The sequence below is a fragment of the Fibrobacter sp. genome, assembly GCF_017551775.1.
In the GTDB taxonomy this organism is placed as follows: Bacteria; Fibrobacterota; Fibrobacteria; order Fibrobacterales; family Fibrobacteraceae; genus Fibrobacter.
Window position 1 is genome coordinate 1 of record NZ_JAFZKX010000007.1, and the last position, 14,921, is coordinate 14,921.

The window sequence follows — 14,921 nt, forward strand, 5'->3', positions numbered from 1 at the left end:
CGACGACATCAAGGCCAAGAAGGACAACGGCACCAAGGAAGAAATCAAGGCCGCTATGGACAAGCTCCAGGGCATGATCAGCTCCATGGCTCAGGCTGCCGGTGCAAACCAGGCTCAGCCGGGTCCGCAGCCGGGTGCTTCCGAACAGCCGAAGAACGACAAGAAGGGTGACGGCCCGGAAGTCGTCGACGCTGAAGTCGTTGACTAATTAGGCTACGGCGGGTAATCGGTGTGTCGCCGGTTATCGGCCGCATACAGAAAGGATTGGCTCTCTTTTAGGGAGCAATCCTTTTTGCGTAAAAAGAGAATACAGTTTTTTGATTAAGAATCGCGACGAAGTGAGCGAAGTATGGCAGAGAAAAGAGATTATTACGAAGTTCTAGGTGTCGGTAAGGACGCAAGTGCTGACGAGATCAAGCACGCGTACAAGAAGCTTGCCATCAAGTACCACCCGGACAAGAACCCGGGCGACAAGGAAGCCGAAGAAAAGTTCAAGGAGGCGGCCGAGGCCTACGACGTGCTCAGCAACCCCGAGAAGCGCAAGAACTACGACCAGTTCGGTTTCAACGCCCCGGGCGGTGGCTTTGGCGGCGGAGGATTCGGCGGACAGGGCTTCAGCTTCGAAGATATCTTCTCGCAGTTCGGCGACATTTTCGGCGGCGGGTTCGGCTTTGGCGGCGGTGGCCGCAGAGGCGGCGGTCGCAAAGCGGGACCTCCGCGCGGTAACGACTTGCAGATCAAGGTGGCGCTCAGCTACAAGGAAATCTTCGAGGGTTGCACCAAGAAGGTGCGCCTGAAACGCTATACTCCCTGTACGGAATGTAACGGCAAGGGCGGCACGAACATCAAGACTTGCGATACCTGTAAGGGTACGGGTCGAGTGCGCCGCGTGTCTGGCGGTTTCTTCCAGATGGTTTCCGAGAGTGCCTGCCCCACCTGTAACGGTATGGGCGAAGTCATCTCGAATCCGTGTAGCCATTGCCGCGGCGAGGGCCGTGTGCAGGAAACGGAAGAAATCTCCATCAAGATTCCGGCGGGCGTTGCCGAAGGCCAGTACCTGAACCTGCGTGGCGAAGGCAACTGCGGGCCTCGCGGCGGTGCCTGCGGCGACTTGCTGGCGGTCATTGCCGAAAAGCCCGACGACTTCTACACCCGCGAAGGTGACGATTTGCACTGCGAAATCAAGGTGCCGGTCCACAAACTGGTCCTTGGCGGAACGCAGCGAATCCCGACGCTGGACGGTGGCGAAGTGCAGATCAAGATTGCGGCCGGAACCCAGGCCGGGAGCATCTTGCGCCTGCGCGAACAGGGCCTGTACCCGCTGAACAAGCGCGGCGACCGCGGAAGCCTCTACGTGAACATCGGCGTGGAAATCCCGAAGGACCTTAGCCGCGAAGAGAAGGAACTCTACCAGAAACTCGCGGAACTGCGGCACGACAAGGAAACCGCGCAGGAAGAAAGTTTCCTCGAGAAGATGAAGAACCTGTTTAAGTAAAAGAGATCCCCGCCCGGAGGCGGGGATGACATGAGTGTACGAATCCCGGACAGCGATGCCCGGGATTTTTTTATTTCAGGTTCTTAGTGGTCTACTAAAAGTAAACGCCGTAGTTGGGGCGCGATTTCGGGCTGCGGCCCTTTATGTCGTATTTGCGGGCGCGGTCTAGTTTGAACGGGACCGGGGCGACAGCCTTGCGGATATTGACCGTTCCGTCATTCCACTTGCCGATCAGGACGATGTCATCCTTGTTGCCCTGGAGAAGTTCTGTCACGCGGGTCTTGAATGTCGAATCCGTAAACCAGCCTTCGAACGTATAGCCATCCTTCGTGGGCTCGTTTAGGACATACGTGGAAGAATCCGCATAGCGGTAGGTCGGATTCTTTTTCCATACGTACTTGTAATTGCCGTCATTCACGTAGGTGATGGAATAGCCGCTTTCCCAACGGGCGAAATACTTCTGGTTGCCTTCCGCTGTAGAGGGAATCTTTTGCGCGGGCTTCGTGAAGTTCGTGTCGAGGAACCAGCCTTCGAACACATCGTTCTCCTTCACCGCGGGCTTCAGGGCGACCTCTTGCTTGGGCGTATAGTAGCCTGGGTTGGAGGGATTTGTGCCGCCATGCAATCTGTACGTGATGTCGTAAAATGCGCCGCTCAGTTTCGGGTAGGCATCTCCGGTGTTCTGCACCCATATGGGAATTTCGGTCGAGTCCTTCAGTTTTTTCAAGACCGTCCCGTTGGAAAATTCCGTAGCAGATGCGGGTGTGCCCTTGAAGCCTTCATTCGTGTAATTGCCTGGATAGAATACGTTTTTTATAGACACGTCGCGTGCCGAGAGAAGCTGGCACAATTTCTCAAGTTGCAGGCCAATACCCGAAAACTTCTCCGTTATGTCGATTTTCCCATTGTAGAAGGAATTCTTGACCAGAATATTGTCGGCGATACCTACAAGGCCGCCACCTTGCTGACCCATCAGGTATCCGGTAGAATAGGAGTTTTCTATCTGCATGTAAAAATGGTTCATATCGTCAAAGGAGCTATAAGCTGCGGGGTTTCGGTCCGGTTCGGGGTCCGGTGCGGCCGGGTCTAGGCATAAATCGCCTCGCATATCGGCGTAACCCACAAGCCCACCTACATAGCCATTTGTGCCGACCACGGTCGCCGTGCTATATACATTCTTGAGTTTAAGTTTTCCCTGTTGAATGTTAGACACAAAAGCGCCCGGGTTTTCACCGCTGAAATACGAATCCTTAATTCCAAGATTCTGGATAACTGCAGGGTAATAATCAATCATTTCAACCAGGCCCACATTGCCATACAGGCCCGAGATGGTGTGGCCGTTCCCCTCGATGACGCCGTTAAGTATTTTAAACGGTTTCCACCAGTAGTAATCGCCCGTGTTTGCAAAACCATCGGACGCGAGCACGTTCTCGTTGACGACGATATCGTCTTCGATGAAAATACAGACTTGCGTTCTTAGTGTATCGAGTATGTTTGCAGCCCCGTAAAGTTCGGCCGCATTGTGAATCAGCAAGCAGCCAGCATCGTCTTTCTCGGGTTCCTTCGAAACGACACCCCAGCGCGCATGGAGTTTCAATTTTCCGGAAGCATTATTGGGCGTGTCAAATGGGTAAAGAGCTTTCTTCTTGAAGTTATCGGCAAGAGGTGTGGTTTTCGTCGTATACCAGCCCAAAAATTCTGCGCCATCCTTGGTAGGAGCAAACAGGTCATACACAACGGAGCTTGTCTTGTCGTATATAATGAAGGAGCGGTTATCCGGATTGTTTACGCCACCCTGCAGGTCATAATCGATATAGACGGTATCGCCTTGATTAATGGCGAAGGCCGGCGCTGCGATAAAAAAGCTAGCTAAAAGGCAATATAAGACGTGTCTCACGGTTCCTCCTTAGTCGGGGTTATGTAACACCCTTTTGCACAATATATATTTTTTTCGGCACGCAAGCGAGGCTTTCAATTCACGCAGGGCTAAAAATAGACGATGGGGAAACCTTCGCGGTATTCCTTGACGATATACGGGTGCGTTTTGGTGTACTCGAATATTTTTTCGCCGAGGCCGTTTTTTACGAGGTCAATGAGTGCCTGGTTTGGAACCGCGCCGATGGAGGGGCATGTGGGCGTGAGCGCGATGACGAGCTTTCCGCCCTTGTCCATGATGCGCAGCGGCCAGATGCTACAATCGAAGGGCTTGTCCTCCCCTTTCAGGATGCAGCCCTTTTGCGGGTCGAGGAATGTACACGGGACTTCTTCTTCGGGGGCGGCGGTGCGGTAGTTGTTCTCGAGGACGAGGCGGAAGGCATCCTGGGCACCGTCTGAAGCGGGCGCGAACTCCCCCACTACGCCGTATTCATTGGGCCGGCTCAGTTTTTCTGCAACCTCAGGCGGAAAAAGCGGAGTTTCCCAGAGGCTCTGCCGGCGGAAAGAGCAGCAGAACTTGCAGGCGGCGCAGGTGTTTTTGGACAAGATAGATGAAAGCATTATGCACCTTCCGACAAAACAGTTGCGTGGCACTTGTCGAGGATAGTCAGCGGGTAGTATGAGAGTTTCGCCTTGCGGAGTCCTTCTATCCCGATGTCCTCTTCTCGGTTGATAAGCCTTGCACCGGAGAGCGTGGCGGCAAACATCTTGTTGATGACGGCATAGCCGCCGTCGTTGGCATATTCGTCGATGACTTTCTCGAAATGGATGTCCCACACGCCGGGAATGATTGGGGAAGCCATGGTCATGCCCACGGGCTTTCCACCGACGTAAAGTATTGCGCCTTTCATGCCGAGCGCTTCGAAGTTCTGCAGCGCCTCTTCGATGGCGCAGTATTCCGCAAAGCGGGACTTTTCGTCTTCGGAGCGCTCCGCCCATGCGGCCTCTTCGCATTCGCAGGAGGGCTCGCAGGGTTCTGAAGATTCCGCCGCAGCCCCGTTGTTCATCCAGAGCTTTTCCACCTGCAGGGCATCTGCCATGTTTTCCTGGGTGATTTCCCGCAGTTCGTAGTTTGCGTAGGTGCGGCTGAATCTGGAAATGTGGTTCCGCTTTTTGCGGTAGGTGGTTCCAGGTAGGTTCGCCAGGCTTTCCGCAGAATAGAGGTAATCGCTGTCGCCGCGGTTCTCCGCAAAACGGATGACGGCGATTTCGGCCGCAGATTGCCCACCGAAATAATCGCGCAAAATCTGTGCGCGGGGCTCGTCCACCAGGCAAAATTCCAGAGGCCGGCCTGATTCCGCTGCATCTTGGGCGATTAACGCCAGCGCTGCCCGCGGGTCATCTGCCCCAAGCGGGAAGGCATACCCCCTGCGGCTACCCTGCCCGTTGTAATAGCGGAACAGGAACCCCTCTTGCAGCGCGATTTCCGTACCATATTTTTTGCGGAGCAGGAAGATGTTTGCGAAAGAGGCATCGCTGCCCATATAACCCGCTTCGGCCACCGCGCTTGTCACGGCAATCCGGTCTGGAATTTCTGGCGGGCGAAAATGGAGCATACTTACCTATTAGAAAAAAGATTTTAGCTTGCGTCTTGCTGGAGCCTGGGAATCATTTCGGCGGACCATTCCTCGAAATCGCCGGCTTCAATATGGGCGCGGGCGTCTTTCATAAGCTTCAGGTAAAAATGCAAGTTGTGTATGGTAGAGAGCGTCCAGCCGAGTGGTTCCTTGCTTTTGAAAAGGTGGCGCAGGTAAGAACGGCTGTAATTGCGGCAGCAGTAGCAGTCGCAATCCGGATCGAGCGGGATATCGTGCTGGTGCGCAAATTTCGCGCCCTTGTAGCGCAGCACTCCCCTGCTGGTGTAAACGAGCCCGTCCTGCGCATTTTTCGCCGGCAAAATGCAGTCGAACATGTCGACCCCGCGGGCAACAAGCGAAAGCAGGTTCCAAGGCGTGCCCACCCCCATCACGTAGCGGGCGCGGTCTTCGGGCAGGTAGTTCGTGCAGAAGTCCGCAATCTCGTACATGGTCTCGACGGGTTCGCCTACGGAGAGCCCGCCCATCGCGTAACCATCGGGAGCGAGTTCCTTGAGCGCCTCGATGGATTTCTTGCGCAATTCCTTGTGCATGCCGCCCTGGACAATCCCGAAAAAATATTGTGGGTAGCCGTGAAGAGGCGGGTTTTCTGCAAGCCAGTCCATTGCCCTGCGGGTCCATTTGAGCGTGAGGTCGAGGGAGTGTTCCGCCTCCTCGGGCGTGCTCGGGTACGGCGTGCATTCGTCAAAGGCCATGATGATGTCGGCCCCGATTTCGCGCTGGGCCTGCATCACCGATTCGGGAGTGAACTTGTGGCGGCTGCCGTCGAGCAGGCTCTGGAATTCCACGCCGTCTTCGGTAATGTGGCGGAAGTCCTTGAGGCTCCACACCTGGAATCCGCCGCTGTCGGTAAGCATCGGGCCGTTCCAGCCCATAAACTTCTGCACGCCGCCCGCCTCTGCGATAAGCTTTGTGCCCGGACGCAGGTACAGGTGGTACGTGTTCGCGAGGATAATCTGCGCTTCCATTTCGCACAGGTCACGCGCCGAGAGCCCCTTCACGCTCGCAAGCGTCCCCACGGGCATAAAAATCGGCGTTTCGATGTCGCCGTGGGCCGTATGGAGCCTCCCCCGCCTAGCCTTGCTGCGGTCGCTTGTCTTTATGAGTTCAAAGGGGTTGTTGTTCAAAATCATAATTCATCTAAGTCTAATGTAGATGTCTCGCTTGAGCCTGCTTTGCTTGAGTCCATATCTGTTGAATCTGGAATATAAACAATTCCCCCGAGCGGTTCAAAGACGTTTATATCAGACTCTGACGATGATGATTTCGGCGTTTTCGAAGGAAGAGGGGTGTCATATGGTGAATCTGCGATATCTCCACCAATCACATTGGCAACACCATCGCTATCGTTTTTTTGAGAAGCATCCTCCTTTTGCTGGATGGATGCGCATGCCGAAATTGAGAATGCGGCCGATACCCCCAAAAGGGCGGCAAGCGTCGCCTTGGTCTTGGGGGCAAATTCGCCAATGCTTTCGACTTTTTTTCTTTCGATATCCATTTTAGCCCGCGCTATGGGACAAAAAAAATATATATTTCCTGATAAACTCGGATTGGTGCGCTTCAATGAAACAGGCGTTTAAAATAGCATTACTGCTCATTATTGCTTTTGCAACGATAGTTACAACCGTTTTTATCGTAAAGAAGCTGAGTTCGCCCGATTCCAGTGGGGTAAAAATTACGAGCGCGTTCGTGGAACATCAAATCAGCGAAATCTCGGAATTGGCAACCCTGCACCACCACTACCGCAAGAACGCGAACTACCAGGACGCCAAGAAACTCCTGGAGTATATGCCCGAATGGTGGATTAACCAGTCCATAAAGGAGTTTGTTCTGGTATACGAGGGCGACGTGAAGCTCGGTTACGACCTGAAGGATATCAAGATTAATGTCGAACCTGTCACGAGGACCATATTTATCTACCTTCCCGAGCCGAAAATCCTGAGCCACAGCATCGATTTTGAGAGCATCAAGGTCTTGTGGGAAAAGAGCGGCTGGCTCAACAACATCAAGTTCGAGGACTTCAAGCGGTTCTTTATCGCCGAACAGAAAAAGTACGAACAAGAGAATATCGACGAGCTGAAACGCAGGGCTCGTGAACACGCCATGCATATCATTCTGCTCTATCTCGGTTCCGCCGTCAAGCTGGCCGAAATCGACGAAAACGCCCAGAAATCCTTTGTCGATCGATGGCTACACCCCAACGACGGGTATCATATAACGATAGAGTCGAAGTAGGCTGTACTTGTTAAGTGGCCTGACGTCTTTTAAATTTTGCTAGTTTACTGCACAAATTGTCACTCACTGACAAAAATTTTTGTTATATTTGAAGAAAAGGGCGAACTGCGGCATGTGGTCCGAGTTTGCCTGTCAAATTTTCCTAAAATTGGCGAAAAAAGGCACTTTTTTAGTTTTTGCAAAAGCAAGTGAATAGGTAAGAAATGGCTGTAAAATACGATAAGGACAGCATCAAGACTCTAGATTGGTACGAACACATTAGGCTCCGCCCCGGTATGTACATCGGCAAGCTGGGCGACGGCCAGAGCCCCGACGACGGTATCTACGTTCTCGCGAAGGAAGTCATCGACAACTCCATCGACGAGTTCGCCATGGGCGCGGGCAAGAAGATTGAAATCGACATGGAAGACCACAGCTGCCGCGTGCGCGACTACGGCCGCGGCATCCCGCTCGAAAAGGTCATCGACTGCGTGTCGAAGATGAATACGGGCGGCAAGTACGACTCCGAAGCCTTCCAGAAGTCCGTCGGCATGAACGGCGTGGGTACCAAGGCGGTGAACGCCCTTTCCACCAAGTTTATCGTACAAAGTTTCCGCGACGGCAAGGTCAAGCGCGCCGAATTCAGCAAGGGCATTTTGGTAAAGGATTTCAAGATTGCCCCGACAAACGAGAAAAACGGCACCGAAATCTATTTCGAACCCGATAACGAGCTGTTCAAGAACTTCCGCTTCCTCCCCGCCTACATGGAAGAGAAGATCTGGAACTACGCCTACCTGAACAACGGGCTCACGCTGGTGATGAACGGCAAGGATTACAATAGCCCCAACGGGCTCTTGGACCTGCTCCACAGCCGCACCGACGATACTATCCGCTACGAGGTCATCCACTGCAAGGGCAAGGACCTGGAATTCGCCATCACCCACTCCAACGTGGAAGGCGAGCACTACTTCAGCTTCGTGAACGGCCAGCACACCACCCAGGGCGGCACCCACCAGGCGGCTTTCCGCGAGGGTCTCGTGAAGGGCGTGCGCGACCACTTCAAGAAGGAATTCGACGCCTCCGACGTGCGCAACTGCATTATCGGGGCGATTTCCGTGCGCATCCAGGAACCGGTTTTCGAATCGCAGACCAAGACGAAGCTCGGTAGCACCACCACGGCCCCGAACGGCCCCGCGCTCCGCACCTGGATCGTGGATTTCGTGGCCCGCGAGCTCGACAACTACCTGCACAAGAACGAAGATACGGCCAAGAAGCTCCTGGAACGCATCACGCAGAACGAAAAACTGCGCAAGGAACTGGCCGGCGTCAAGAAACTGGCCAACGAACGCGCCAAGAAGGCGAACCTCAACAACAAGAAACTCCGCGACTGCAGCGTGCACCTCACCGACGCGAAGAACCCGCTCAAGAGCGAGACGATGATCTTCATTACCGAGGGTAATTCCGCATCGGGTACCATCACGACGGCTCGTAACCCCAAAACCCAGGCGGTGTTCAGCCTGCGCGGTAAGCCGAAGAACAGCTACGGCCTTTCGAAGAAGATCGTGTACGAAAACGAGGAATGGAACCTTTTGCAGGCGGCCCTCAACATCGAAAACGGGCTCGAGGACCTGCGCTACGACAAAGTGATTATCGCGACCGATGCTGACGTGGACGGTATGCACATCCGCCTTCTGGTGATGACGTTCTTCCTGCAGTTCTTCCCGGAACTCGTGCAGGAAAAGCACCTCTACATTCTGCAGGCCCCGCTGTTCCGCGTGCGTAACCGTAAGGACAAGAAAAAGACGTTCTACTGTTACGACGAAGAGGAACGCGACAACGCCGCGAAGGAAATCAACAAGAAAGATTTGGAAATCACGCGCTTCAAAGGCCTCGGTGAAATGGATTCCGAGGACTTCAAGCTGCTCATCGGCGAAAACATGCACCTGGAGACGGTCACCATGCCGAACGACGCCTCCCTGGGCAAGCTCCTGGAATACTACATGGGCAAGAACACGCAGGCCCGCCAGGACTACATCGTCGAAAACCTGCGCACCGAAGCCGTGGAGGAACTCTAGATGGACGAAGAACAGAAAACATTGGGACTTTCGAACGTAAACCACCTGGAAAAGCTTTACAACGGCTGGTTCCTGGACTATGCGAGCTATACTATCCTGGACCGCGCCGTCCCCTACTTCGAGGATGGCCTCAAGCCGGTGCAGCGCCGCATTCTCCACACGATGTACGAGATGAACGACGGGAGTTTCCACAAGGTGGCGGGCATCGTGGGCGACACCATGCACTACCACCCGCACGGCGACTCCTCCATCTACACGGCCCTCGTGAACATGGGCCAGAAGGACCTGCTTATCGAACCGCAGGGTAACTGGGGTAACCCCCTGACCGGCGACGAGGCCGCCGCCCCGCGTTATATCGAAGGCAAGCTCAGCGAATTTGCGCTCGAGGTGATGTTCAACCCCGAGACCACGGAATGGATCCCGAACTACGACGGACGTTCCAAGGAACCGGTGACGCTTCCCGCGAAATTCCCGATTCTGTTGGCGCAGGGCGTGGACGGCATCGCGGTGGGCCTTTCCACCACCATCCTCCCCCATAACTTCAAGGAACTTTGCCAGGCGAGCATCGACTACCTGCGCGGCCGTAAGTTCACGCTGTACCCGGACTTCTTTACCGGCGGCATCATCGACGTGAGCGAATACAACGACGGCGAACGCGGTGGACGCCTCAAGGTGCGCGCCCGCATCGAAAAGCTCGACAACAAGACGCTCGTCATCCGCGAACTGCCCTTCGGCACCACCACCGACAGCCTTATCGACTCCATCGTGGCGGCAAACGACAAGGGCAAAATCAAGATCAAGCAGATTGTGGACCACACCACCGAAAACGTGGAAATCCAGATCCACCTGCAGGCGGGTTCCGATCCGCAGGTCGTGATGGACGCGCTTTACGCGTTTACCGACTGCCAGACGACCCTTGCCGCGAACAGTTGCGTGATTATCGACAAGAAGCCGCGTTTCAGCAACACGACTGAACTCCTGAAGCTCAGCACCGACCATACAGTGAAGCTTTTGGACTGGGAACTTGACAACCAGCTCAAGCACCTGCAAGACCAGTGGCACATGACGAGCCTCGAGAAGATATTCATTGAGAAGGAAGTCTACGAGGTCATCAAGAAGGCGAAGACCCACGAAGAGATGGTCCAGCTGATTGACGAAGGCTTGAAGCCCTATGTGCGCAAGCTCCGCCGCGAAGTGACCCGCGAAGAAATCCTCAAGCTCGCCGAAATTCCGGTCCGCCGCATCAGCCGCTTTGACCGCAAGAAGGCCGACGAACTGCTCGAAGAACTCGACCGCAAGATCGAGGAAGTGAACTACAACAAGGAACACCTCACCGACTACGCCGTGAACTACTTCAAGAACATCATGAAGAAGTACGGCGAAGGTCGCGACCGCCGCACAGAAATCGCGGAATTCGGCCAGGTGAGCGCCGTGCACGTGGCTCTTGCCAACCAGAAGCTCTACGTGAACCGCAAGGAAGGCTTCCTGGGCACGGGCATGAAGAAGGAAGAATACCTCTTCGACGTGTCCGAATACGACGACCTCATCGTATTCAAGGCCGACGGCAGCTTCAAGGTCGTGAAGGTCTCCGACAAGGACTTCGTGGGCAAGAATATCGTGCTCGTCGAGAAGTTCAACAAGGACGACGAACGCCATATCTACAATGTGATCCACCAGGACGGCAAGGAAGGCACGGCCTACATCAAGCGCTTCAACGTGGGTGGCGTAACCCGTGACAAGGACTACTTCATGGGTAAGAACAAGCCCGGTAGCCGCCTCTTGTACCTTTCCAGCAACATGAACGGCGAAGCCGAAGTCGTGGAAGTGACGCTCAAGCCGCGCCCGCGCACCAAACTCAACTTCGAAGTGGACTTCAGCTCCATCGAGGTGAAGGGCCGCGGCGCCATGGGCAATATCGTCACCAAGTACCCGGTCAAGAGCGTGAAGCGCATCCGCAAGGGCGTGAGCACCCTCGGTGCCCGCGTGCTCTACTTCGACGCCCCCAGCGGCCTCATCAGCACGCAGAAGAAGGGCGACCGCATCGGCGAATTCGGCGAGAAGGACAAGATCCTTATCGTGAAGGAGAACGGTACGGCCCGCGTGCACGACATGGCGGACCCGATTCTCGTGGGTAGCGGCGTGAAATACGTCCACAAGTTCGACCCCACGCAGGTCTTTACCATCCTCTACTTCGAGGGCGGCAACTTCAACTACATGGTGAAGCGCTTCAACTTGGAAGGCTGCCCCATGACGACAGAATTCAGCCTCATCAGCGACCACAAGGATTCGCAGCTGATTGAATTCTTCGCCACCGAGGACGCACGCCAGCTCATGGAATACCAGGTGGGCCGCGAAGTCCAGAAGGAAGAACTCGACCTCACGGAAGTCGCCGAAATCAAGAGCTACAAGGCGCTCGGCAGCAAGTTCACCGCCAAGAAGGTGAAGCGCACGAGCCGCATCAGCCCGCCGGACGCCTTCGACGACGGCGCAAGCGAAGATAGCGGCGAGCCCGAAGACCCGACGCTGTTCTAAGCCAGAAATAAACAGCGCCAGCGATAAACGGCGTCGCCACTAATGCAAAAAGCCCACGGTTCAAACCGCGGGTTTTTCTGTTCAATCGCAAAATTCAGGGCGAACGCCCCGGGGAATTACAGGCCGTAGCGGGCGAAGGCGTCTTCTTCGCCGACGATCTTGAAATCTACGATGTACTGCTTCTTCGAGACGGGATTGTTGTATTCAAAGACTTCGATAACCCAGGCGTTCTTTTCGCACTGGATAAGGAAGCCGGTGCGTTCGAGCGTTCCGACAGTCTTCGTGCCGAGAATTTCGAAACCCACGGGCTTGCCGTACTGCGCTGCGATATTCTGGAATATCGTGGCGTATTGCATCTTGAGGTTCGAAACGTTCACGTTGCCCTTGAGGAAGGGGCTGTCGTCGAGCACGGCATCGAAAGCCTTGTCGTACTTATCTGCCTTCAGGTGGTCGACCATCGCCTTGACGCAGTCGCTGGAATGCGGGCCCGCAAAAGCGAACGAGCAGAGCAACAGGGAAAGAATTGCAGCCTTGATTTTCATAGTTTCTCCTTTTTATTTTTTATCATAATACTTGAATACGTCTTCTTCGGTCAACACGCGCAATTCGCTGAACTCGCTCTTGCCGTTTGGTGAAACGTATTCCTTTATCACAATCAGCCACGCAGATTTTTCACAGTTAATCTGGTAAACAGTTTCGTCGTAAACCTTGGACAGGCGGCGCGTACGCAGTTTTGTATGGTTCAGCACCTTGCCATGCTGCTTGACAAATTTCTCGAAATATCCGGCGTACTGCGTGACTCCCACCGTCTTTTGTTCGTCAGCCAAGTTCATGCCATAATCGAGCAATGCCGAGGCGGCCTCCTTGTACTTGGACTTCTTAAGAAATTTTTCGACCTTGTCCATCTGCTTGTCGGAAACTTCTCCGGCATAGCAAAAAGACGCCATCAAGAAAACACACAACAAAAAACGCAATTTATTCATATTATCCAATATAGCAATTCCAAGAAAAACTGTTCAAAAATGTGCTGGCGAGACAAGGACATCATCTATGGACACTCGTTGGCCGTCTTTATGAGTTCGTGCTCAATGACATATCTGCTTTAATGAATCCAGGAACTCGACAGCATGCGTGGAATCCCGAAGTTCATTAAGGGCATGAATCAAATTTTTTGCCTTATGAGGTCTACATTTGTTGAATTTTCCTTTTATTATAGTTCATATTATTTCACTTTACTATAATTAACGGCAGAACATTACAAAGAGGTTTTTATGTCCCGCTTACGCGTTTTGGTCCTGATGGGTGGTCCGTCCACCGAACATGATGTTTCCGTAGTCAGCGGCACCGGTGTGGTGCGCGCCATGGACCCGGAACGCTACAACATCCATCCCGTTTTGATCGACAAGGACGGCACCTGGCACTGGTCCGCCCGCGAACTTTCCCCCTACCAGAAGGACAACTTCTCGGTCAACTACTTCCGCAGCCTCGAAGGCACGGCCGCCTGCACCAAGAAGTCCCCGGCTCTTTCCGAGCTCCCCGCCGCCGATATCGCATTCCTGGCACTCCACGGCAAATGGGGCGAAGACGGCCACATCCAGGCCATGCTCGAAAACTGGAACATCCCGTACACCGGCTGCGGTCTCCTCGCATCGGCCCTCGCGATGGACAAGGTAAAATCCAAGGAAATCTACAAGGCGAACGGCATTCCTACCCCGCCGTACCGCGTCATCTGGAAGCATGACTTTACGGGCGATACGCTCGTTTCCGTCGCCGACGAACTCGGATTCCCGCTGGTGATCAAGGACCCGCTGGGCGGCTCTTCCATCGGCATCGGCATCGCGAAGGACATGGACGAAGCCGGCAAGATCGTGCAGGACCTGTTCAAGGATTCCAACCGCCTGCTGTGCGAAAAGTTTATCGCCGGCGGCGAAGCGAGCTGCGGCTACATCGAAGGCGAAAAGCCGCTCCCGCCCACCGAAATGCGCATGACGACGCGCGAATACTTCGACTACGAGGCCAAGTACAACGGCGAATGCAAGGAAGTGACGCCGGCAGAATTCCCGGAAGACCTGACCAAGCGCATCCAGGAACTCGTGAAGAACGCCCACTACGCCCTCGGCGGCGCGGGCTACAGCCGTACCGACGTGCGCATCACGAAGGACGGCGAACTGTTCGCCATCGAGACGAATACGCTCCCGGGCATGACCCCGACATCGCTCCTGCCGCAGCAGGCCGCCTGCAACGGCATCACGTACAGCCAGCTCATCGACATGATTATCGACAAGAGCCTCACCATCAAGAGGTAGGGTACAAGTTACTAGTTACTAGAAATCAAGGTATAGAGATGTTTATTGCCTAAAAAGCACTAGGAACTCAGAACTTAGAACTATGGCAAAGACTTTTGACATATACGTAGATACTTCCCGAAAGGGCATCTCGATGGCGCTCGCGACAAGCGGACAGCCCGAAGGAGCGCAAGCCATTTACGAGGAAATCGTGAATACGGAAGCCCGCGGGGAAATCCTCGGGGAATCTCTCGACACGCTCCTGAAGCGCGTGGGCGCGACGCTCGACGACGTGAAGCGCGTGATGGTGACGCTCGGGCCGGGCTCGTTCAGCGGGCTTCGCACCGGAGTGGCATTCTGCCAGGGGCTCAGCTTTAGCGGGAAGCGCGAACTTTACGGGGTCACTACCCTGCAGGCGCTCGCATGCTTCGCGGGCAACGCGCAGCAGTCCCAGAATCCCGAGACGGCGGTAATCATCCGCGCTCGCACCGGGTTCTGGTACCTTAGGCTGAACGGCGAAGAATTCTTCATCGAAACGCCCGATGTGGTTTCGCGCATCAAAACCGCGCAGGTCAAAACTGTCGTCGCAGACGATGCCGCACTTGCGGACGAGACCCTGAAGGCGACGTTCGATGCGCTCGGAGCCAAAACCGTACGCGATACGGGCAATCCGCTCAGCATGTGGGCCCCGCTTTTCGATACCGTCAAGCCGTCGCTTATTCAAGAAGCGAACTACATCCAGCCTTCGTACTTCGAGAAGCTCAAGGCATAGACCGGATTCACGCAGGAT

At 54.6% G+C, this 14,921-nt stretch carries 13 protein-coding genes and 1 pseudogene; 7 read left to right on the forward strand and 7 right to left on the reverse strand.

The window, feature by feature from the left end; genetic code table 11:
- A pseudogene (gene dnaK, locus IK012_RS00610) lies at positions 1-208 on the forward strand (molecular chaperone DnaK); the annotation flags it as partial.
- Positions 209-349: 141 nt separating this feature from the next.
- On the forward strand, positions 350-1,495 hold the full coding sequence (gene dnaJ / locus IK012_RS00615) for a molecular chaperone DnaJ (RefSeq protein WP_290949311.1): 1,146 nt from the start codon (positions 350-352) through the stop codon (positions 1,493-1,495).
- A gap of 94 nt (positions 1,496-1,589) precedes the next feature.
- Here dnaJ and IK012_RS00620 read toward each other — a convergent pair whose 3' ends face one another.
- The 5 genes from IK012_RS00620 to IK012_RS00640 all read right to left on the reverse strand — a co-directional run bounded on the left by IK012_RS00620 (position 1,590) and on the right by IK012_RS00640 (position 6,523).
- Positions 1,590-3,392, reverse strand: a complete 1,803-nt coding sequence (locus tag IK012_RS00620; RefSeq protein ID WP_290949313.1) for an InlB B-repeat-containing protein — start codon at positions 3,390-3,392, stop codon at positions 1,590-1,592.
- An 89-nt stretch (positions 3,393-3,481) separates the two neighbouring features.
- On the reverse strand, positions 3,482-3,991 hold the full coding sequence (locus tag IK012_RS00625; protein WP_290949315.1) for a hypothetical protein: 510 nt from the start codon (positions 3,989-3,991) through the stop codon (positions 3,482-3,484).
- A complete protein-coding gene (locus IK012_RS00630) occupies positions 3,991-4,986 on the reverse strand; it encodes a phosphatidylglycerol lysyltransferase domain-containing protein (protein WP_290949317.1) in 996 nt (331 codons plus the stop codon). Before IK012_RS00630 ends, IK012_RS00625 begins: the two co-directional genes overlap by 1 nt.
- A 23-nt stretch (positions 4,987-5,009) precedes the next feature.
- Positions 5,010-6,158 carry a tRNA guanosine(34) transglycosylase Tgt gene (gene tgt, locus IK012_RS00635; RefSeq protein ID WP_290949320.1) on the reverse strand — a complete coding sequence of 383 codons (1,149 nt, stop codon included), beginning with the start codon at positions 6,156-6,158 and terminating at the stop codon, positions 5,010-5,012.
- Positions 6,155-6,523, reverse strand: coding sequence for a hypothetical protein (locus IK012_RS00640; protein ID WP_290949322.1), 369 nt, complete (start codon positions 6,521-6,523; stop codon positions 6,155-6,157). The genes tgt and IK012_RS00640 overlap by 4 nt, the downstream gene beginning before the upstream one ends.
- A 65-nt stretch (positions 6,524-6,588) precedes the next feature.
- Between IK012_RS00640 and IK012_RS00645 the strand changes: the two genes are divergently transcribed.
- The 3 genes from IK012_RS00645 (at position 6,589) to IK012_RS00655 (ending at position 11,846) form a co-directional block, all read left to right on the forward strand.
- Positions 6,589-7,260, forward strand: coding sequence for a DUF4230 domain-containing protein (locus IK012_RS00645; protein WP_290949325.1), 672 nt, complete (start codon positions 6,589-6,591; stop codon positions 7,258-7,260).
- Between the two features lie 203 nt (positions 7,261-7,463).
- Positions 7,464-9,314, forward strand: coding sequence for a DNA topoisomerase IV subunit B (locus IK012_RS00650; RefSeq protein WP_290949327.1), 1,851 nt, complete (start codon positions 7,464-7,466; stop codon positions 9,312-9,314).
- Entirely contained in the window at positions 9,315-11,846 is a 2,532-nt protein-coding gene (locus tag IK012_RS00655; RefSeq protein WP_290949330.1) for a DNA gyrase/topoisomerase IV subunit A, read from the forward strand.
- 116 nt (positions 11,847-11,962) lie between these two features.
- Here the strand turns inward: IK012_RS00655 and IK012_RS00660 are convergent, their stop codons facing one another.
- Both IK012_RS00660 and IK012_RS00665 read right to left on the reverse strand, forming a co-directional pair.
- Entirely contained in the window at positions 11,963-12,388 is a 426-nt protein-coding gene (locus IK012_RS00660; RefSeq protein WP_290949332.1) for a hypothetical protein, read from the reverse strand.
- Between the two features lie 12 nt (positions 12,389-12,400).
- Entirely contained in the window at positions 12,401-12,829 is a 429-nt protein-coding gene (locus IK012_RS00665) for a hypothetical protein (protein ID WP_290949334.1), read from the reverse strand.
- Between the two features lie 288 nt (positions 12,830-13,117).
- On the opposite strand from IK012_RS00665, the gene IK012_RS00670 reads away from it, so the two are divergent.
- The gene (locus tag IK012_RS00670) at positions 13,118-14,152 is read left to right on the forward strand and encodes a D-alanine--D-alanine ligase (RefSeq protein WP_290949336.1); all 1,035 of its coding nucleotides are present in this window, start codon (positions 13,118-13,120) and stop codon (positions 14,150-14,152) included.
- Between the two features lie 82 nt (positions 14,153-14,234).
- Positions 14,235-14,903, forward strand: coding sequence for a tRNA (adenosine(37)-N6)-threonylcarbamoyltransferase complex dimerization subunit type 1 TsaB (gene tsaB / locus IK012_RS00675; protein WP_290949338.1), 669 nt, complete (start codon positions 14,235-14,237; stop codon positions 14,901-14,903).
- The last annotated feature ends 18 nt before the right edge of the window (positions 14,904-14,921 follow it).